At 69.5% G+C, this 19,835-nt stretch carries 17 protein-coding genes; 7 read left to right on the top strand and 10 right to left on the bottom strand.

All coding sequences use genetic code 11. From position 1 onward, the window contains the following. Positions 1 to 149 precede the first annotated feature (149 nt). Complete coding sequence (locus BLT78_RS04440) at positions 150 to 659, top strand: hypothetical protein (RefSeq protein WP_090347810.1); 510 nt, start codon at positions 150 to 152, stop codon at positions 657 to 659. Here the strand turns inward: BLT78_RS04440 and BLT78_RS04435 are convergent. The 3 genes from BLT78_RS04435 to BLT78_RS04425 are packed head-to-tail and all read right to left on the bottom strand — an operon-like array spanning position 640 to position 5,344. Further along, positions 640 to 1,662: a response regulator gene (locus tag BLT78_RS04435; RefSeq protein ID WP_090347809.1), complete on the bottom strand. Its 1,023-nt coding sequence runs from the start codon at positions 1,660 to 1,662 to the stop codon at positions 640 to 642. The two genes, BLT78_RS04440 and BLT78_RS04435, sit on opposite strands and share 20 nt — an antisense overlap. Next, positions 1,659 to 3,656 (bottom strand): PAS domain-containing hybrid sensor histidine kinase/response regulator, encoded by a 1,998-nt coding sequence (locus tag BLT78_RS04430; RefSeq protein WP_090347808.1) that lies wholly within the window; start codon positions 3,654 to 3,656, stop codon positions 1,659 to 1,661. The genes BLT78_RS04435 and BLT78_RS04430 overlap by 4 nt, the downstream gene beginning before the upstream one ends. Then, positions 3,656 to 5,344 carry a PilZ domain-containing protein gene (locus tag BLT78_RS04425; RefSeq protein ID WP_090347807.1) on the bottom strand — a complete coding sequence of 563 codons (1,689 nt, stop codon included), beginning with the start codon at positions 5,342 to 5,344 and terminating at the stop codon, positions 3,656 to 3,658. Before BLT78_RS04425 ends, BLT78_RS04430 begins: the two co-directional genes overlap by 1 nt. A gap of 216 nt (positions 5,345 to 5,560) precedes the next feature. On the opposite strand from BLT78_RS04425, the gene BLT78_RS04420 reads away from it, so the two are divergent. The 3 genes from BLT78_RS04420 (at position 5,561) to BLT78_RS04410 (ending at position 9,324) form a co-directional block, all read left to right on the top strand. Further along, on the top strand, positions 5,561 to 5,983 hold the full coding sequence (locus tag BLT78_RS04420) for an Hpt domain-containing protein (protein WP_090347806.1): 423 nt from the start codon (positions 5,561 to 5,563) through the stop codon (positions 5,981 to 5,983). A gap of 10 nt (positions 5,984 to 5,993) precedes the next feature. Then, positions 5,994 to 8,105, top strand: a complete 2,112-nt coding sequence (locus BLT78_RS04415; protein WP_090347805.1) for a putative bifunctional diguanylate cyclase/phosphodiesterase — start codon at positions 5,994 to 5,996, stop codon at positions 8,103 to 8,105. Positions 8,106 to 8,211: 106 nt separating this feature from the next. Next, positions 8,212 to 9,324 (top strand): GGDEF domain-containing protein, encoded by a 1,113-nt coding sequence (locus BLT78_RS04410; protein WP_090347804.1) that lies wholly within the window; start codon positions 8,212 to 8,214, stop codon positions 9,322 to 9,324. 12 nt (positions 9,325 to 9,336) lie between these two features. Here BLT78_RS04410 and BLT78_RS04405 read toward each other — a convergent pair whose 3' ends face one another. Both BLT78_RS04405 and BLT78_RS04400 read right to left on the bottom strand, forming a co-directional pair. Then, positions 9,337 to 10,032 (bottom strand): RNA polymerase sigma factor FliA, encoded by a 696-nt coding sequence (locus BLT78_RS04405; RefSeq protein WP_090347803.1) that lies wholly within the window; start codon positions 10,030 to 10,032, stop codon positions 9,337 to 9,339. A gap of 478 nt (positions 10,033 to 10,510) precedes the next feature. After that, complete coding sequence (locus BLT78_RS04400; RefSeq protein WP_090347802.1) at positions 10,511 to 11,179, bottom strand: response regulator transcription factor; 669 nt, start codon at positions 11,177 to 11,179, stop codon at positions 10,511 to 10,513. On the opposite strand from BLT78_RS04400, the gene BLT78_RS21525 reads away from it, so the two are divergent. From BLT78_RS21525 to BLT78_RS04390, 3 genes are all read left to right on the top strand, one after another. After that, the gene (locus BLT78_RS21525) at positions 11,078 to 11,317 is read left to right on the top strand and encodes a hypothetical protein (protein WP_172830752.1); all 240 of its coding nucleotides are present in this window, start codon (positions 11,078 to 11,080) and stop codon (positions 11,315 to 11,317) included. The two genes, BLT78_RS04400 and BLT78_RS21525, sit on opposite strands and share 102 nt — an antisense overlap. A gap of 101 nt (positions 11,318 to 11,418) precedes the next feature. Further along, positions 11,419 to 11,784, top strand: a complete 366-nt coding sequence (locus BLT78_RS04395; protein WP_157719476.1) for a winged helix-turn-helix domain-containing protein — start codon at positions 11,419 to 11,421, stop codon at positions 11,782 to 11,784. Between the two features lie 73 nt (positions 11,785 to 11,857). Continuing rightward, positions 11,858 to 13,042, top strand: coding sequence for a GGDEF domain-containing protein (locus tag BLT78_RS04390; protein WP_090347800.1), 1,185 nt, complete (start codon positions 11,858 to 11,860; stop codon positions 13,040 to 13,042). Positions 13,043 to 13,070: 28 nt separating this feature from the next. On the opposite strand, the gene BLT78_RS04385 is transcribed toward BLT78_RS04390, so the two are convergent. The 5 genes from BLT78_RS04385 to flhB are packed head-to-tail and all read right to left on the bottom strand — an operon-like array spanning position 13,071 to position 19,606. Then, the gene (locus BLT78_RS04385; RefSeq protein WP_090347799.1) at positions 13,071 to 13,463 is read right to left on the bottom strand and encodes a flagellar protein FlhE; all 393 of its coding nucleotides are present in this window, start codon (positions 13,461 to 13,463) and stop codon (positions 13,071 to 13,073) included. Positions 13,464 to 13,468: 5 nt separating this feature from the next. Continuing rightward, entirely contained in the window at positions 13,469 to 13,996 is a 528-nt protein-coding gene (locus BLT78_RS04380; RefSeq protein ID WP_090347798.1) for a hypothetical protein, read from the bottom strand. After that, complete coding sequence (gene flhF / locus BLT78_RS04375; RefSeq protein ID WP_090347797.1) at positions 13,993 to 16,359, bottom strand: flagellar biosynthesis protein FlhF; 2,367 nt, start codon at positions 16,357 to 16,359, stop codon at positions 13,993 to 13,995. Before flhF ends, BLT78_RS04380 begins: the two co-directional genes overlap by 4 nt. Next, positions 16,359 to 18,443: a flagellar biosynthesis protein FlhA gene (gene flhA / locus BLT78_RS04370; protein ID WP_090347796.1), complete on the bottom strand. Its 2,085-nt coding sequence runs from the start codon at positions 18,441 to 18,443 to the stop codon at positions 16,359 to 16,361. Before flhA ends, flhF begins: the two co-directional genes overlap by 1 nt. Beyond that, a complete protein-coding gene (gene flhB / locus BLT78_RS04365) occupies positions 18,440 to 19,606 on the bottom strand; it encodes a flagellar biosynthesis protein FlhB (RefSeq protein ID WP_090347795.1) in 1,167 nt (388 codons plus the stop codon). Before flhB ends, flhA begins: the two co-directional genes overlap by 4 nt. Positions 19,607 to 19,835: the final 229 nt, after the last annotated feature.

Below are 19,835 nucleotides of genomic sequence, written 5' to 3'. Positions count from 1 at the left end.
GGCGACTGTAAGAAATGTGGCTCCATTGGGTAACCGAGGGCAGCATCGATCAGCCCCGTCCTAAAGTTCCGCCACGGTTCTGACGATAACTGTTTGACGCCCTGCCTCCGGCCTGCGGCCCCTGCCCCATTTCTCGTTCGAGCCTTGCCATGGAACTGCGCCCCACCACGGAAATTGCCATCGTCCTGTTCGCCGCCCTCGCCGCCGGCAGCCTGCTGACCCTGTCGCTCGCCGGCTGGATCGGCCGGCGCTGGGCCGAACGGGTGCGCCGCGAGCAGGACCGTGGACTGGAACTGCAGGCACGCAAGGCCGCGCTGCTGCTGGACAAGGAATTCGAGGCCACCTCGGCGCTGGTGGCGCTGCTGCGCCAGTTCCTGCCGACCTTCCACTTCCCGGCCATGGAGTGGGAGGCGGCGTGCAACGAGATCGCCTACGACTTCGCCAAGATCGACACGGCCCTCGGCGAATACCTGGCCCGCCATGGCGCGGTGCTGCCGCTGGAGGTGATGGCGCTGCTCGGCGAAGCCATCGGCCTGACCCGCGAGCACCGCTTCAAGATCACCAGCGAGGTGCCGCCGACCGCCAGCAAAGCCGCCGCCACGCTGTTCGACAAGCTGTGGAAGGCCGAGGCGGAGATGCTCAGGCTGATGCGCAGCTGACCTCGCGCTCCTTCCACAACTCCCTGACCTCCAGCACCTGCGGCAGGCAGCTGTCGATGAACAGCTGCACCAGCCGCGGCTCGAAGTGGCGGCCGGCCTCGCTGCGGATCAGCGCGACCGCCTCCTCCACGCTCCACGCCTGCTTGTACGGGCGCTCGCTGGTCAGGGCGTCGAACACGTCGGCGATCGCCACGATGCGCGCTTCCAGCGGAATCGCCTCGCCGCGCAGGCCGTGGGGATAGCCGCTGCCGTCCCACTTCTCGTGGTGGCAGAGGGCGATGTTGTGCGCCATCTTCAGCAGGCCGCCAGGGTGTTCGCCGATGATCTTCGCGCCGATGCGCGCGTGCTCGCGCATCACCCGCCACTCGTCCGCATCCAGCTTGCCGGGTTTGCGCAGGATGGCATCGGGGATGCCGATCTTGCCCACGTCGTGCATGGGCGCAGCGTGCAGCAGGTCCTCCGCCTCGTCCTCGCCGAGGCCGGCGGCCAGCGCCAGCAGGCGCGAATAGTGGCTCATGCGGATCACGTGCAGGCCGGTCTCGTTGTCCTTGTACTCGGCGGCCATGCCCAGGCGCTGGACGATCTGCAGGCGGGTCTCGCGCAGCTCGTCGACCCGCACCAGCGACAGGTGGGTGCGGATCCGCGCCTTGACGATCAGCGGGCTGACCGGCTTGGTGATGTAGTCCACCGCACCGGCCTCGAAGCCCTCGGCCTCGTCGTCGGTATCGGTCAGGGCGGTGATGAAGATCACCGGGATGCCCCGGGTCGCCGGCTCGCGCTTGAGCACCCGGCACACCTGGTAGCCGGTCATGCCCGGCATCATCACGTCGAGCAGGATCAGGTCGGGCTGCTCGCGACAGGCCAGTTCGATGGCCTTGTCGCCGTCGCGGGCGAACAGCAGGCGGTAGCTGTCCTGCAGGATGTGCCGCAGCACCTGCAGGTTGCTCGGCTCGTCATCGACAAGAAGGAGTGTCTGGCGTCGTTCGGCGGTGTCGCTGGTCATGCGGGCTGGCCCTCGGGCAATGTCTCCAGCCGGCTCTGCAGCACTTCCAGGAGCTGCAGAGCCCGGTCGAATTCGAATTCGTTTACCGCACTCAGCAGGGCGGCGAGGCAGGCCGAGTCGCCCTGCGGATCGAGCCTGGCGACCAACTGGCGCAACGCCTGGTCGTCCAGCTCGCCGCGGCGCCAGGCGCGCTCCAGGCGTTCGAGCAGCGCCTGTACCCCGAGCAGCGGACAATCGGCGGAAGTGCACGTCGCCGCCGGGCAGCTGTCTTCCAGCGGGCATGCGGCGTCGCTCACCGGCGCGGCGACGGGTTCAGCGCAGGTTGCGGGCGGAGCGTTGCCGACGACGCGGGCGATCTCGGCCAGCAGCAGCTCCAGCTCCACCGGCTTGGCGGCGAAACCGTCCATGCCCGCCTCGCGGGCGGCCTGGCGGTCGCGCTCCATCACGCTGGCGGTCAGGGCGATCAGCGGGGTGCGCGGCAGGCCGTGCGCCTGCTCGTGGGCGCGCCACTGGCGGCTGGCGGCGAGGCCATCGGTGCCCGGCATCTGCACGTCCATCAGCACCAGGTCGAAGCGCCCACCGGTCAATGCCGCCAGGGCCTGGGCACCGTCGCGGGCGACGCTGATGCGATGGCCGAGCCGTCCCAGGCTGAGCGCCAGCAGCTCCAGGTTCTGCTCCACGTCGTCGACCACCAGCATGTGCAGCGGCGGCAGGCGCGGCAGGCTGGCGACCGGCTGCCGCGGCAGCGTCTGCGCCGAGAGCAGCGGCAGGCTGACCCTGAAGGTGCTGCCCACCCCGGGCTGGCTGTGCACCTCGATGCCACCGCCCATCAGCTCGACCAGCTGGCGAGCGATGGTGGTGCCCAGGCCGGTGCCGCCGAAGCGCCGACTCATGGTCGCGTCGGCCTGGGCGAAGGGCTCGAAGATCTTCTGCAGACGGTCGCCGGCGATGCCGATACCGGTGTCGCGCACGACCAGGCATACCCGCTCGCCCTCGGCCTGCACGTGCAGGCTCACCTCGCCCTGCGGGGTGAACTTGATCGCGTTGCCGAGCAGGTTGAGCAGCACCTGCTGGATGCGCAGCGGATCGCCGCGGAAGTGCTCGCCCAGCTCCGGCGCATACTGCAGCGTCAGCGCCAGGCCCTTGGCGGCGGCGTTGGGACGCAGCACCGCGCAGGCCCGCTCGGCCAGCTCGCGCAGCGAGAAGTCGACCATCTCCAGCTCGACCACGCCGCGCTCGAGCTTGGCCGTATCGAGGATGTCGTTGAGCAGGGCCAGCAGCGAGCGCGCCGAGTGCTGCACGGTCTGCAGGTGGTGGCGCTGGGTCTCGTCCAGGCGGGTGCCGAGCAGCAGCTCGGTGAAGCCGATGATGGCGTTCATCGGCGTGCGGATCTCGTGGCTCATGTTGGCCAGAAAGGCGCTCTTGGCGGCGGCGGCCCGCTCGGCATGCTCCTTGGCCTCGAGCAGCTGCGCCTCCAGCTCGCGATGGAAGCTGATGTCGCTGGCGAACTTGACCACCTTGCCCGGCCCGCCGGCGGCCGGAAAGATCGGATGGTAGGAAGCCTGGATCCACAGCTCGCGGCCGTCGAGGGCCAGCCGGCGATACTCGCCGTTCTCGTACTCGCCACGCCGCAGCCGCTCCCACAGCTCCCGATAGTCCTGGCTGTGCGCCACCTCCAGCGGACAGAAGATGCTGTGCGGCTGCCCGCGGATCTCCTCCAGGCGACAGCCGAACAGATCGAGAAAGTTCTGGTTGGCGGTGAGGATGCAGCCCTCGAGGTCGAACTCGATCACCGCCATGACCCGATGAATGGCCGCCATCTGGCTGGCCGGCTCATCGGCGTGCGTCACACTGGCGGGCGCGCCATCCATATCCGGTACCTCCCTGTTCCGCCAATCGCTACGCAGTCCGTCCAGCAGCACGGCCACCGCCCCCAGCGCCAGAATGCCAAGCACCATGAAGAACAGCGGCTCGCTTGGCCAGGCGCCGCTCATCACTCAAGCTCCGGCACCATGGGGTTCTCGATCTGCCCCAGTCCTGACAGCTCGGCATCGCTGAGCAACGGCCCGCTCAGCTGGGGCGTGAAGACCGGGCTGGCCGTCAGCTGCACCTGGGCCACCCGCCCGTCGCCGTCCAGACGGCGCACCCAGGCCAATTGGCCGCTGGCGAAGCGCACCAGGCTGCCGATCGGGATCAGGCCGAAGTGGCGCATGTAGCGCTGGCTCCACTGCGGATCGAGCTGAGCGCTACTGGTCTGCAGGTGGCGATAGATGGCGTCGATCGGCAGCGGCGCACGGTCGGCACGCGGGCGGCTCATGGCGTCGATCACATCGATCACCGTGGCCATGCGCGCCAGCTCGCCCAGCCGTTCGCCCGGCATCGCCTGCGGGTAGCCGCTGCCATCCAGACGCTCGTTGATCGAGCCGACCACGGCATCCAGCACCGGCCCGGCCAGCCACTTGCAGCTCTCCAGGCGCTCGCGCAGCAGGCCGACGTGACTACCGAAGGCCTGGCGCTGGCCGGCATCCAGGTGTCTGGCCTGACGCAGATCGGCCGACAGCAGGGCCTTGCCCAGGTCATGCACCAGGGCCGCGGCGACTATCGTCTTGATCGCCTGACGCGGCAGATTGCGCGCCTGGGCCATGTCCGCCATGCGCACCGCCAGGGCGATGCCGTGCTGCACCAGCAGCGGTTCGTCCGGCTGATGCTGCACGGCGAACAGCAGGGCATCACGATCGGTGGCCAGCAGATCGAGCAGCAGGTCGGCGTGGCGCGACAGCTGCCTGGAGTCGACGGCCGCGCCGAGGCGCAGCTTGATCAGCTGGGTGTCCAGGTAGCCCGCCACCCGTCCCAGGCGGCGGCCGATGCTGCTGCCGGGCAGCGGATTGCTGGCGGCAAGCAGCGCCTGCGCCGCCGGCGTGCGCCGGGTGAACAGCGCCGAGGGCTGCAAGGCCCGGCTGCCGGCATGGCTGGAGCGCGCCTTTTCCCGCTCGATCTCGCGCACGTACAACCACAGGCGGCGCTCCTGGTCGCCGCTCACGCCGAGGAACTGGCAACCGAAGCGCAGGTGCTGCCAGTCCAGTTCGCCGTGCATGTGACAGATCCGCGCCGCCAGCTCGAGACGCTGGCCGCCGGGGAAATTGAGTACCAGCCGATCGAGCAGCTGCGGCCCCTCGATACGCACCGCCTCCCTGGCCGGCAGCTCGACCAGACAGCCGCCCAGCGACAGGTTGACCAGGCGTCCGCGCAGGCTGCCCGCGTCCTCCTGCAGCTGCAGCTCGACCGGCACCAGCATGTCGCTGCGCAGTTCGGCCCGATAGGAACTGCGCCTGTGCATCAGCTCCAGCCACTGCGGATAGGCGCACAGATACTGCACCCGGCCCTCCACCTCGCGGCGTTCCAGCACGCTGAGGCCGGGGGTGCGCAGCATGGCGCCATCGACCTGGCCGCACAGATAGAAGGGATCCCCGCGACCGATTCGCCCGGCCAGCTCCGGTACGGCGCTGATATCGATCACCAGCCCCTCCTCCGGAACCAGCTCCATCAGCACCACCGGATGCGGCTGTCCCGGCTGCGCCGCGAACAGCAGTGAGGCGCCGCCCGGCTGGCAGAGCCCCTCAAGCAGGGACAGGCACTCACCGGGATGCTCGATCCGGGTGGGCGTGTCGATTTGCTCTTCCATCACATCCCTCTACTGGTCAACCACGCAACACCGCCTGGCTGCTCTATATCGGCCGACCGGGCGGATTTCTTTAGCGAGCGAGCCGGTGCCGCGCCCCTGCCGTGCGCCTCAAGTTTGGCGGCGAGCTTCCGATAACATGTGAAAGAGGTCACACTTCAGGCCGCAGCAGCGCACTCGCCACTGCGCCACCCGGATGAGCAACAGGCCCCCGCCAGCATGACGCAAGAGCTGCATTCCCCCACGAACGGGCAGATGGTGCTGGACACCGAGCTGCTCGGCACCCTCGAAGCCGTGCTGGGAGAGGATCTGCAGGATGTGGTCGCCTTTTTCTGCAGCAATCTGCCCGACATGATCGACACCCTGCTGCACAGCCTGCGCGCGGGCGATCACGAGCCGATCCAGCAGCAGGCGCACAGGCTGAAGGGCAGCGCCGGCAGCATGGGCGCCCTGGCGCTGTCGAGCCTGGCGCAGGAAATCGAGCAACTGGCGCGCCAGCGGCGGGCGATCCCGGCTTGCCGGGCCGACGCGCTCAGCGCGCTGGCTGCCGCCACGCACAGCGCCCTCGGCGAGCGCTACCAGCGGCAGGCTCAAGCCTCCACTGACGCCCCCCTCTGCCCCCGCCCCCTCGGCACGGAGTGACGAGCAACGCATGACCAGCGTGGAAACCATCCTGATCGTCGACGACGACAGCTCGACGCGCCGACTGATCAGGTCCGTTCTCGCCCGCCAGGGCTACCGCATTCTCGAAGTCGCCGACGGCCAGGAAGGCGTCGAAGCCTTTCAGCGGGAAAATCCCGACCTGGTCCTGATGGACGTGATGATGCCGCGGCTCGACGGCTACGCGGCCTGCCGCGCCCTGCGCCAGCTCGAACAGGACCCGGGCACCCCGATCATCATGCTCACCGCCGCCGATGCCGGCGCGGATGTCGAGCAGGCCTTCGAATCCGGCGCCAGCGACTTCATCAGCAAGCCGATCAGCTGGCCGCTGCTGATCGCCCGGGTACGCCACGCGCTGCGCGCCCGACGCACCAGCCATGAGCTGCTGCGCATCCGCCTGCGCCAGGAGTACGCGCAGAAGATCGCCCGCATGGGCTTCTGGGCCTGGGATGCCGAAGACGACAGCCTCGAATGGTCGGCGGATCTGGCGGAACTGACGGGGCTGGCCGCCGAGCGGCTCGGCAGCCTCGAGGCCCTGCTCGCCCACACCCACCCGGATGACCGCAAGCGCCTGACCCTGGCCCTGCAGGTGGCGCGCCGCGCGCGCACCCGCCTAGACCAGGAGATCCGCCTGCTGGCGCCGGAGGACACGGTGCGGGTGATCCACCTGGTGGCCGCCCACCACCCCTCGCCGGGCAACCCCGAGCTGTTCGAGGGCGCTTTCCAGGATCTGACCCACGTGCGCGAAACCGAGCAGATGGTGCAGCACATGGCCCTGCACGACAGCCTCACCGGCCTGCCCAACCGCAAGCTGTTCCTGCGCCAGCTGGAGTCGGCCATCGAGCGCGCCCGTCAGCAGGGCCACGGCGTGGCCATGGTGCTGTTCGACCTCAATCGCCTGAGCCGCATCAACGACGCACTGGGCATGCAGGCCGGCGACCAGTTGCTCGGCCGCATCGCCAACAGCCTGCGCCAGGTGTTGCCGCTGGAAACCAGCATCGCCCGGCTGGACAGTGACGAGTTCGCCCTGTTCGTCCATCACAACGACCTCGACCGGGTGCGCGCCAAGACCGAGGCGGTACTCAGCCGTGCCAGCCAGCCGATCACCATCGGCGAGGAAACCCTGTTCGTCTCGATGACCGCCGGCATCGCCCTGTTTCCCGAACATGCCGGCAGCGCCGAGGAGATGATCCAGGCGGCCCAGGACGCACGCCAGCACGCCCGCCAGCAGGGCCGGCCGCTGGCCATCGCCAGCCCGGTCAGCGCCAACAAAGCCATCGAGCTCAAGCTGGAGTTCGCCCTGCGCGCGGCGCTGGAGGACAACTTCGCCCAGTTCCATCTGGTCTACCAGCCACAGATGCGCCTCAGCGACAGCCGCATCGTCGGCGTCGAGGCGCTGATCCGCTGGAGCCATCCCGAACTCGGCCCGGTGGCACCGCCGCGCTTCATCCCGATCATGGAGGAGCTGGGCCTGATCAACCAGCTCGGCGAGTGGATCCTGCGCACCGCCTGCCAGCAGTTGCGCAGCTGGCAGGACAGCGGCATCCAGCTGCAGATGAGCATCAACCTGTCGCCACGCCAGTTCCAGGACAGCCACCTGTCGGCGAAGCTCGAGCAGGCGGTGGCCGAGGCGGGCATCCGCCCGGCGGATCTCAAGCTGGAGATCACCGAGAGCACCGCCATGCAGGACCCGCAGGGGACAGTCGAGCAACTGCGCGAGTGGCGCGAGCGCGGCTTCCAGATCGCCATCGACGACTTCGGCATCGGCTACTCCTCGCTGGAGTATGTCCTGCGCTTCCCGCTGGACGCGATCAAGATCGACCGCGCCTTCATCAAGGACATCGTCGAGTCGCCCAGCGACCGGGCGATCGTCCGCGCGGTCACCGTCATGGCGCAGAGCATGGGCCTGACCACCATCGCCGAGGGCGTCGAGACCCAGCGCCAGCAGGACTATCTGGATGCGATCGGCATCAGCCAGATCCAGGGCTACCTGATCGGCAAGCCGATGCGCGAGGAAGAGCTGCGCCGCCTGTACGCCGAACACCTGCAAAGCAGGCGACCGTCCATCCCCATACGCCCGCTGGTCGCCAGGGTCGACTCGTGAAGCGCGCCGTGCCTCAAGCCGCCGCCCTGCCCGCCGATAACAGGGGCGGCCTGCCGCGAGGGCTGTTCCCCTCCCCCATCCGACCCTGGCCAGCCGAGGTAAGTCCATGAATCCGACACAGAAGAGTCTGGCGGAACAGATGCACATCCACGATCTGGAAATCACCAGACGCAAGGAGCTGCTGGGCTTCACTCGCCAGGATGCGGAACTGCTGGCGGCCTGCAAGCCGTATATCAGCGACAAGGTCGAGGATCTGGTGGAGCAGTTCTACGATCATCAGACTTCCATCAACGAGGTTGCCGCCATCATCAGTGACGTCGATACGCTAAGCCGCCTGCGCGCGACAATGGTCCGCTATATCATCGACCTGTTCTCCGGCAATTACGGCGAGGACTATGTCAACGACCGGCTGCGTATCGGCCTGGTGCACAAGCGCATCGGCGTCGAACCCAAGTACTACCTATCGGCGATGCGGATGCTCAAGGGCCTGCTGCTGGATACCCTCGACGCGCACCTGCACGACCGCCAGCAGCGCGATGCTACCTGGCAGGCGCTGGACAAGCTGCTGTACTTCGACAATGAACTGGTATTCGATACCTACATCGGCAGCCTGCTGGCCGAAATGGAATCGGCCAAGAACAAGGCGGTGAGCTATGCGCTGTCGCTGGAAGAGCAGAACGCAGAGCGCACCCGCGAACTCGAGGAGCTGTCCCGCCAGGATTCGCTGACCGGCCTGTACAACCAGCGCTTCCTCATGGACTGCCTGAAATGCGAGCTGAAGCGCTCGCAACGCGCGGGCAAGCCGCACTCGCTGCTGTACCTCGACGTCGACAACTTCAAGCAGATCAACGACAGTGCCGGCCACCTGGCCGGCGACGCGGTGCTGTGCAACATCGGTACCGCCCTGCTCGAGGAAAGCCGTACCTACGACATCTGCTGCCGCTATGGCGGCGACGAGTTCTGCGTGCTGCTGCCCGACTGCACCCAGCGGGGCGCCAGACAGTTCGCCGAGCGCCTGCTGCAGCGGCTGGCCGACAGCGCCAACGCGCCCCGCCTGAGCATCGGCATCGTGCAGAACGGCCCGGAACACTGGCTGGACGCCCTGGAGCTGATCCACTGCGCCGACCAGCTGATGTATGCCGCCAAGCGCCAGGGTGGCGGCATCGTGCTCGGCGAGACGGCGGCGCAGGCGCAACGGCTCACGGCGGCGCTCGCCTGAGCCGCCCGCCTTTCAGTCCGCCAGCGCGGCGCGCAGGCGAGCCACGGCCTGGCTGTGCAGCTGGCAGACCCGCGACTCGCTGACGCCGAGCACCGCGCCGATTTCCTTGAGGTTGAGATCTTCCTGGTAATACAGGCCGAGCAGCAGTTTCTCGCGCTCGGGCAGGCGCTCGATGGCCGCGACCAGATCGGTGCGGCGACGCCCTTCGAGCAGTTCGGCCAGCGGCGTGGCATGCGTTCCCGCGCAGAGGCTGTCGCCCTCCTCTTCCGGCAGTTCGTCGAGGGCGACCAGCTGACTGCCGTTGGCATCCATCAGCAGGTGACGGAACTCCTCGAGACTGACCTCGAGGGCGGCGGCGATCTCGCGCTCCTCGGCCGGGCGACCGAGCTGCTGCTCGAGGCGACGGATCGTCTCGTCGAGCATGCGCGTGTTGCGCCGCACGCTGCGCGGCACCCAGTCGCGGCTGCGCAGCTCGTCGAGCATCGCGCCGCGGATGCGCTGGCTGGCGAAGGTGGCGAAGCTGGCGCCCTGGCCGGCATCGTAGCGATTCACCGCGTCGAGCAGGCCGATCATGCCGGCCTGGATCAGATCGTCCAGCTCGACGCTGGCCGGCAGGCGCACCTGCAGGTTGAGCGCCTGCCGGCGCACCAGCGGCAGGTGCTCGTCGAACAGGTCACGCTGTCTGATCTTGCCTTGTGCGTTGTACATCCGTCTGCCCCTGGGCCAGTCCAAGCGGTGCGTCCTGGCCATCCGGGCGGCGTGGAACAGGACACGGGACCAGCGCCCCGTCGCAGGCAGGCCAGCCCTTCGAGCATTGTGGCGGCAGGCCCGAACGCACCAAGCGTCGAATAGTCAGTCTCGGCAGCGACTATTCCCGGCTTTGCCGCACGCCATGCAATTGGCCTGGATCAACGACAGGGAAATCCTCATCGATTGCCGGACAGTCGACGCGCCAATATCCGCACCCGCCGCGGCAGATCGGCGACAAGTAACGCAGCGTGCGGCGCACCGCTTGCGCTCTGCGGCGGACTGTCTGCGACGGGACTTTGCGCAAGACCGGCGACTGCGTACTGCAACTCGGGATGAAATACTGCCGCGCAGAAATACCGTGCAACTGCGCCCGGCAATGCCGGCGACAGGTATTAGCGAAGAAGAAGCCCGCGAGCAGAGCGCGGGCCCGCACCGCTCAGGCCGTGCAGCGCAACTGCGCGCAGAAACTGTAGCCGTCGCGATGCTCGGTACGCAGGGGCAGCTCCAGGCCCAGCTGCTCGCGCCAGCGCCGGCGCAGGCGGCTGATCAGCGTATCGAGGCGGCGCAGATCGTAGTCCAGCCAGCTGTAGCCCATGGCCTCGACGATCTGCCGGCGGCTGACCACCTCGCCGGCATGCACGGCGAACAGCCGGAAAATGGCCAGTTCGGACGCGGAAAGGATGCCCTGCTGGCCTTCGGGGGCCTGCAACAGGCGCATGCTCACCTTGAGCTGCCAGGCGCAGGCGCAGCCGACCCGACGCGCCAGCGCCTTGAGCACCGCCAGCAGTTCGGCCAGCTCGACCGGCTTGAACAGGAAATGATCGGCCCCCGCCTGCAGGCTCTGCAGCTTGCCTTCGATGCTGAGGCAGCCGCCCAGGGCGATGATGCCGATGTGCGGATAGCGCGCGCGCAGGCTTCTGACCAGATCCAGCCCCGTGCCATCGGGCCGGGCCATATCGAGTACGGCGATATCGGCCGCGCCGATCAGCGTCAGAAACTCATCATGACTTTCGGTGAAAGATACTTCGAAATCGCGCTCAGTCAGAAAGCCGGCAGCATTTACGCAGAACTCTTCTTCAGCATCCAACAATACGACGCGCGTCATAGCACTCCGACCAATTCAACATCCTGGACTTATTCAAAAAATATCATCGCCATGACCGACGCAAACCAACCGTTTCTGGCATCGGGGACAGTCGGCCGCGGCCTGCGGCACGACATTCGTCAGAACTTGTCAGTTTAAGAAGTGTGAAATAGTTAACACTATTTGTGTCTCTGGTTGAAGAGCAGAATCCAAAAATGAAAACCCAGAACACCAGATCCCCGATAACAGAAGTTCCGTTCATGCTGGCAATCGTGCAGCTGGGGGACTACCGGGTCGATCTCCTGCAGCGCCACATCCGCACCCACGACAACCGGTCACTGCAACTGACCCCCGGCGAGTTCTCCCTGCTCGCCTGCCTGCTCACCCAGCGCGGCCAGGTGGTCGGGCGCAGCACCCTGCTGGCGGCGCTGCATCCCGGGCAGCACGACAAGCTCGGCGACCTGCGCACCGTGGACACCCTGGTGGTGCGCCTGCGCCGCAAGCTGGAGCGCGACCCCGCCCACCCCGTGCTGATCCAGACCGTCTACGGCAGGGGGTATCGCCTGGCGCTGGCAGAGGAGCTGGCCGCCGCGCCGCAGGCACGGGCAACGCCGCTGGCCGGCTAGTGGCCCGCGCCATGCCGCGGCGCTCGCCGGCATCCCCGCCCAGTCCGCACAATGCTCTTGCCCGCAGGTCATCATGAGCAACGCAGCAGAACGCCATTCCATCCAGCGACTGATCGGCAGCCCCCGTGCACCCATCCCGCTCGATCTGCGGGACGCCTTCCATCGCTATCAGCTCGATCAGCATCGGCGCTTCCTGCTGCTGATCAACCTGCTCGGCCAGGTGGCCTACTTCTCCTACGTGGCGGCCGACGCGCTGGTGATCCCCGACGTGTTCGCCGAGTCGCTGCTGCTGCGCAGCACCTTCCTCGCCCTAAGCCTGCCGCCGGTGCTGGCGCTGTTCCGCTGGTCGAACAATGTCCGCCTGCTCGACCTCCTGCTGCCCGGCCTGATCCTGCTGGCCGCCATCGCCTGGTTCGACCTGCTCGCACGCAGTGCCAGCCCCGCGGTCGCCACCTACCAGTACGCCTCGGTGATCTTCATCGTGCTGGCCAACCTGTGCGTCAGGGTGTGCTTCCTCGCTTCGCTGCTGCTGTCCCTGCTGATCTCCGCGGTGATCCTGCATGGCGTGCACAGCCTCAGCGACGGCCGCGGCGAGGCCGTCCTGGTGTTCGCCCTGGTCTACCTGCCGGTGCTGCTGTTCAGCCTGTTCATCAGCTGGAGCAACACCCTGGCCGGGCGGCGGGATTTCCTCCACTCGCTGCTCGACGACATGCGCAGCCAGGCCCTGGCCAAGGCCAACGAGCGACTGCAGGCGCTGGCCGAGACCGATGCGCTCACCGGCATCGGCAACCGGCGCCGCTTCGACCAGCAGGCGCAACACCTGTGGGAGCGCGGCGAACCCTTCGCCCTGCTGCTGGCCGACATCGACCACTTCAAGCTGTACAACGACCACTACGGCCACCCCGCAGGCGACCGCTGTCTGGCGCAGGTGGCCGCCGTACTGAGCAGCAGCCTGCGCGAGGGCGAGCATTTCGTCGCCCGCTACGGCGGCGAGGAGTTCGCCGTGCTGATCGCCACCGCCTGTCCGCAAACGCTGGAGCGGATCGCCTGGCGCCTGGTGCAGGGCGTACAGCAACTGGGCCTGCCCCACGCCCATCGCCCGGACGGACTCGATGTGGTCACCCTGAGCATGGGCGGCGCCCTGTCGACCTCGGCCACGGTCGGCTCGCTGGAGGAACTCCTCAGCCTGGCGGATGCCCGGCTGTACCGCGCCAAGCACGAAGGGCGCAATCGCCCGAGCATCGCCGAGCCGTCCTGAACGGCGCGGCACCGGCCTCCGGCGACGCTCAGCGGTACTCGACCAGCACCTGCAGATCGGCGACGCGCTGCGGCCGGCCGCCGGCGTCGAGCAGAAAGCACAACTGCAGCGGCTGACCGGCGTCGAGTCCGCCCAGCGCCCGGCTGCGACCGCGACTGGCAGGCAGCGCCAGGCACTGCTGCGGGTGACACAGCCAGGCGCGCAGCGGCGCACCGGCCGGCACGCTGAACTGCCAGGCCAGGCTGGCCAGCCGCTGCCCGCTGGCCAGGGGCGGCGGCGGCAGCGGCTCGGAACAGACGCGCTGGTCGCTGCGCGCCACCAGCAGGGCCGGCGCCCTGCCCTGCCAGCTGCCGGGTGCGCCCTGCGCAGGCGCCCCGCCCGCTGCGCCCAGCAGGCTGCCGAGCAGGGCAAGTGCCAGCAAGCGCCTCAGCACGCCGCCCCCGGCTGTTCGGGCAGCAGCAGCAGCTCGAGGCCAAGATAGCTAGCCGCCGCCTGCTGCAGGTTGCGCAGCAGGCCGGCGTGACTGGCGATGCCGCCATGCAGGACCAGCAGACGCGGCGGCCCGCCGCGCTCGCGCAGCAGACGCAGGGTGCGGAAGGTGCGGCGGAAACCATCGGCGTCGTCCTCGACCCACAGCGCCCAGCGCGACTGCTGGCTGGCCAGCACCTCGAGATGCGGGCTGTCCGCCTCCAGCGCCACCACCTTCCAGCGCGCCGGGTCGCCGACCCAGCGGTGACCGTTGGCCAGCCAGCGCGCCAGGCAGGCCTGCACGCGGGCGACCTGCCCCCGGCGCGGCCCGGGCAGGCCGACCACCAGCAGGGTCACCGGCGGCGCCTCGGGCTGCACTGACGCGGGCAGCGGGACAGCTGCCGGCTCGGCTTCGGGCGCCGCCTCGGCGCGGCCGAACTGCTCGGCCCAACGGCGCAGGCCGGCGGCCTGATCGCCTACCGTCATCCGTGCAGGCCGGCGCTGTCGGCCACCTGGCGCAGGGTGTCACGCGCGGCCAGCAGGTGCAGCAGGGCATCCAGCTGCTGCTGGGCACTGCGCTGGCGGCGGCCGCCGGTAAGGCTGAGCAGCTGGGCGCGCACGTCCATCGCCCAGTCGCCTTCGGCCTGCTCCAGATGGCTGGCGCTGGCGGCCAGGCCGGCGGCGAGGAACAGGCGCAGCTCGGCCTGCAGCGGGCCGAACAGGCTGTCCAGGCTGAGCCAGGCGCGGCCGGTCAGGCTCGGCAGGTCGTCGCAGTGCAGCTGGCGCAGCAGCAGCTGCTGCTGTTGCCGCAGGCCCTGCTCGCCGGGCTGGGCGCTGCTGGCCAGCCAGAAGCGCTGCAGCGGCGCACGCGCGCCGTCGGGGTCGTGCAGCTGGCCGAACCAGGCCTGCAGCGGCCAGGCGCCACCGTGCTGGCTGCGCTCGCGACCGGCGTCGAGGCCGACGTCGAGCAGCGCCAGGTCGAGCTGCATGACGTGGCCGCGATGGCGGCAGCTCAGGCTGGCCTGCGGCATGGCGATCTCGGCCAGGGTCTGCAGGGCATAGCGCTCGCCGAGGTACTCGACCCGGCTGTTGCCCTTGGCCGCCGCCAGCCAGGTGCTGCCCTGCGCGGCCAGGGCGCGCAGGGTGATGGCGTCGGGGGCGGCGGCCAGCAGGTGGTCGGCCTGCGGCCACTGCTGCGCGGCCCACTCCAGGCGCGCGCTGGCGCCGGCCGGCAGCTGGTGGGCCAGCCAAGGGCGGGCCTGCAGGCGACCGGCCGCGGACAGGGTCAGCAGCGGCATCTGCCAGGTCTGCCCGGGTAGCGCGCCGGCGCGGCCCCACAGCAGCAGGCCGGCGTCCACCAGCGGGCAGGCGGCGAGCAGCTCGGCCAGACGCTCGCCCTGCAGGCTGCGCGGCAGCGCGGCGAGCTGCCAGGCCGCTTCGAGCAGGGCGAAGCCCTCCACTTCGCGGCGCAGGCCGTCGAGCGCCGTGGCCATCGCCCGGCCGTGGCCGAGCAGGCCGCGCGACAGCGCTTCCAGGCGCTGCGCTGGCGCCGCCGCCGTGGGGGTGGCCGCCACGAACGGCGAATCCTGGCTGGCTGCCAGCGCCTGGCGGACCAGCGCCCCGGCCTCGGCCGGATGCAGGTCCTCGGGCACCTGCTGGCCGCAGGACAGGTAGTGCAGGCGCAGGTTGTGACGGATCAGGATGTCCAGCACCGGGCCGAGGCGCGCCGCCTCGTCGCTCTTGGTGACGATGCAGTCGTCGAGGCGCGAACCGGCCGCGCGGGCGGCGCGCTGGTAGGTGGACACCACTTCCTCGAGGGTGTCGCCGTGGCTGGCGGCGTTGAGCAGCAGCATCAGGCGCACCGCATGGCCGGCGCCGCCGAGCTGGGCGATCTGGCCGATCAGGCGCTGGTCGCGCTGGCTCATGCCGATGGTGTCGATGATCACCAGGCGCTTGTCGGCCAGCTGGGCCAGCACCGCGTCGAGCGCCGCCTCGGCAGGCAGCGCCTGCACCTCGACGCCGAGCAGGCGGCCGTAGATGCGCAACTGCTCGTGGGCACCGATCCGGTAGCTGTCGGTGCTGAGCAGAGCGACCTGACCGCTGCCATGGCGCATCACGTAGCGCGCCGCCAGCTTGGCGGTGGTGGTGGTCTTGCCGACCCCGGTGGGACCGACCAGCGCCAGCACGCCGCCCGCGTCGAGCAGGTCGTTCTCGTCGGCCGGCACCGGCAGACGCGCGGCCAGCTGGCGTTCCAGCCAGGCGCGCACGGCCGGGGCGTCGGCGCCGCAGTCGTGCAGCTCGGCGGGCAGCGCGGCGAGGATCTCGTCGCCCAGGCGGGCGCCGAAGCCGGCCAGCAGCAGGCGCTGGCGCAGGCGGCCGGCGGTGCTGTCCGGCACCGCGGCGGGCGCCGTGCGGCGGTCGAGCAGCGCGCGCATGTCGGCCATCTCGTCGAGCAGGCGCGCACCGAGGGTGGCGAAGTCCAGCGCGGCGGCGGCCGGAGCGCCCGGGCCGGGCGCGGCGCTGTCCTGCTGGGTACGCTGGTAGGCGGCGGCGCGCTGGGCGGCGAAGCTCGGCGCCGGCTGCGGGGCGGCTGCCGGTGCCACCGCAGGCGGCTGCATGGCCGATGCCGGGCGCGGTGCGACCGGTGCGACTGCTGGCGCGGCGGCGCCCGACGTGGCGACGTCCGGCTCCGGCACCAGGCGCTGGTGCTCGTCGTCGGCCATGGCGAGGATCTCCACGCCCTCGGCGGTGGTGCGGTTGGACAGGATCAGGGCATCCTCGCCCAGCGCCGCGCGCACCTGGCGCATCGCCTCGCGGCTGTTGGCTCCGACAAAACGTCTGACACTCATCAGTTATTGCCTCCGATCAGGCTGGTCACCCGCAGCATGCGGTCATCGGGAATCTCGGCCAGCGACATCACCACCAGGTGGCGCAGGCGGCGGCGCAGGAAGCGCGCCAGCAGCGCGCGCAGGCGGTGCTGGACCACCAGCACCGGCGCGTCGCCGTTGGCTTCCTGGCGCGCGAGGGCGGTTTCGGTCAGCTGCATCAGGTTGCCGGCCAGACCCGGCTCCAGCGCGCCACCGTTGTTCAGGGCCTGGGCCAGCACCTGCTCAAGACCGGCGTCGAGGCCGATCACGCGCAGCTCGCCCTCGCTGCCGAACCACTGCTGGGTGATCGCCCGGCCGAGGGCCACGCGCACCACGCCGACCAGTTCCTGGGCGTCGGCCTGCACGCCGGCGTGCTCGGCGAGGGTGTCGAGGATGCTGCGCAGATCGCGGATCGACACCTCCTCCTCCAGCAGGCTCTGCAGGATGCGCTGCAGGGTGGTGAGGCTGACCGCCTTGGGCACCACCTCTTCGACCAGCGCCTTGTTGTCCTCGCCGAGGCGGTCGAGCAGCTGCTGGACCTCCTGGCGACCGAGCAGGTCGCTGGCGTGGCGGTGCAGCAGGTGGTTGAGATGGGTGGCGGCCACGGTGCTGGCGTCGACCACGGTGTAGCCGTAGACCTGCGCCAGCTCGCGCTGCGCCAGGTCGATCCATACCGCCGGGAGGCCGAAGGCCGGGTCGGTGGTGGCCTGGCCTTCCAGCTTGCCGGAGACCTGGCCGGGGTCGATGGCCAGCCACTTGCCGGGCTGCAGCTCGGCGCGGCCGATCTCCACGCCCTTGAGGCGGATCACGTAGGTGTTCGGGCCGAGCTCCAGGTTGTCGCGGATGTGCACCACCGGCGGCAGGAAGCCGACTTCCTGGGCGAACTTCTTGCGCACGCCCTTGATGCGGCCGAGCAGCTCGCCCTGCTGGCGGTGGTCGACCAGCGGAATCAGGCGGTGACCGACTTCCAGGCCGAGGGTGTCGACCAGCTGCACGTCATCCCAGCTGGCTTCCGGGGTCTCGGCCGGTGGCGGCAACTCGGGGTTCATCACCTTCTCCACCTGCTGCTGCTCCGCGCGGCGGGTCAGCCACCAGGCCAGGCCGCCGAGCAGCGCGGTGAACAGCAGGAACACCAGGTTGGGCATGCCCGGCACCAGGCCGAGCAGGCCCATCACCCCGGCGGCCAGCCACAGCACCTTGGGGTTGTTGAACAGCTGGCCGAGCATCTGCTGGCCGACGTCCTGGTCGGTATTGACCCGCGACACGGTGACGCCGGCGGCGGTGGAGATCACCAGCGCCGGGATCTGCGCCACCAGGCCGTCGCCGATGGTCAGCAGCACGTAGGTCTCGGCCGCCCGGGCGAAGGCCAGGTCGTGCTGCAGCATGCCGATCAGCAGGCCGCCGACCACGTTGACCACCATGATCACCAGGCCGGCCACGGCGTCGCCGCGGACGAACTTGCTGGCACCGTCCATCGAGCCGTAGAAGTCGGCTTCCTGCGACACCTCGCGGCGGCGCTTGCGCGCCTCCTCCTCGCCGATCAGGCCGGCGTTGAGGTCGGCGTCGATGGCCATCTGCTTGCCGGGCATCGAGTCGAGGGTGAAGCGCGCGCCGACCTCGGCGATGCGCCCTGCGCCCTTGGTGATGACCATGAAGTTGATGATCACCAGGATCAGGAACACCGCCAGGCCGACGGCGAAGTTGCCGCCGACCAGGAAGTGGCCGAACGCCTCGATCACCTTGCCCGCCGCGTCGCCGCCCTCGTGGCCGTGCAACAGCACCACGCGGGTCGAGGCGACGTTGAGCGACAGGCGCAGCAGCGTGGTGAACAGCAGGATCGCCGGGAAGGCGGCGAAGTCCAGCGGCTTCTGGGTGAACATGCTGACCAGCAGCACCATGATCGACAGGGCGATGTTGAAGGTGAAGAACAGGTCGAGGACGAACGGCGGCAGCGGCAGGATCATCATCGACAGGATGAGGATGATCAGCAGCGGGCCGGCGAACAGCTTCATGTCGCCCTGGCCGGACAGGCCGGCGCGCCCCAGCATGGCGCTCAGTGCATTCATCGGGATTCCTCGTCATTGGCGGCGCGCGGCGGCGGATCGGCCAGCTCGGCCGGGACCGGCAGGTCGTGCGGGGCCGGCGGCATTTCGCCGCCCTCCTCGCGCACGCGCTTGAGGCGGTAGGCCCAGGCCAGGACCTCGGCCACCGCGGTGTAGAGTTCGGCGGGGATCTCCTTGTCGAGATCCACGTGGCGGTACAGCGCACGCGCCAGCGGCGGCGCCTCGAGCAGCGGCACGCCGTGCTCGGCGCCCAGCTCGCGGATGCGCGCGGCGACCAGTTCGGTGCCCTTGGCCACCACCCGCGGCGCGCCCATGCTGCCCTCCTGGTAGGCCAGGGCCACCGCATAGTGGGTCGGGTTGGTGACGATCACGTCGGCGGTCGGCACCTTGCTCATCATCCGCCGCCGCGCCACCGCCTGCTGCTGGGCGCGGATGCGGCCCTTGACGTGCGGGTCGCCCTCGGACTCCTTGTGTTCCTGGCGCAGGTCTTCCTTGCTCATGCGCAGCTTCCTGGCGTGGCTCCACAGCTGGTAGGGCACGTCGATGCCGATCACCAGCACCAGGGTCAGCACGATCACCGCGCAGGCCCAGGCGGTGAGGTGCAGGGCGTTGGCCAGCGCCTGGCTCAGCGGCTGGTTCATCAGCGCGAGCATCTCGCCGACGTGGCTGGCGATGAACTGCACGGCGACCCAGCCGATCAGCAGCGACTTGGCGATGGCCTTGCCCAGCTCGGCCAGCGCATGGGTGGAGAACAGCCGGGCCAGGCCCTTGAGCGGGTTGAGACGGGAGAACTGCGGCGCCAGCGACTTGGCCGACAGCAGCCAGCCGCCGAGCAACATCGGCGCCACCAGGGCGATCAGCAGCAGCAGGATGAACAGCGGCAGCAGGGCCAGCAGGCTGCGCTGGGCCAGAGCCCAGAAGTGCGCGACCATCACCGCCGGATCGAAGGCGACGCTGCGCTCGAACAGGAACGACTGCTCGACCACCAGGCCGAGCTGGGCGTACAGGCTGCTGCCCATCGCCCACAGCCCGCCCAGGCCGCCGGCCAGCAGCAGGAAGGTGCTCAATTCGCGGGAACGGGCGACCTGGCCCTCCTCGCGGGCCTTCTCCAGGCGCCGGGGTGTCGCCGCTTCTGTCTTGTCGTCCTGATCGCTGTCGTCAGCCATGGTCTTGTGCGCGCGTGCGGCGACCTATCCGGGCAAAACGGCATTGTGCCGGCGAACGCATGCCGTCAATCGCTGAAACAGCGCGACGATTCGCCGGCTTATCGTACCGGTGCATGGCGGCGACAAGAGGATGATGGCGGAGCAGTCGGCTTCTATGCGCAAGAGCAGCCGCACGCACGCTGCCGCAGAAACCGGATTGCTGGCTCCTGCGAGCATCGGCGGCGCCGTG

Origin of the sequence: Pseudomonas oryzae (genome assembly GCF_900104805.1) — a bacterium.
In the GTDB taxonomy this organism is placed as follows: domain Bacteria; phylum Pseudomonadota; class Gammaproteobacteria; order Pseudomonadales; family Pseudomonadaceae; genus Geopseudomonas; species Geopseudomonas oryzae.
The sequence above is the reverse complement of the archived record's forward strand: the minus strand, read 5'-3'. Positions and strand labels throughout refer to the sequence as shown.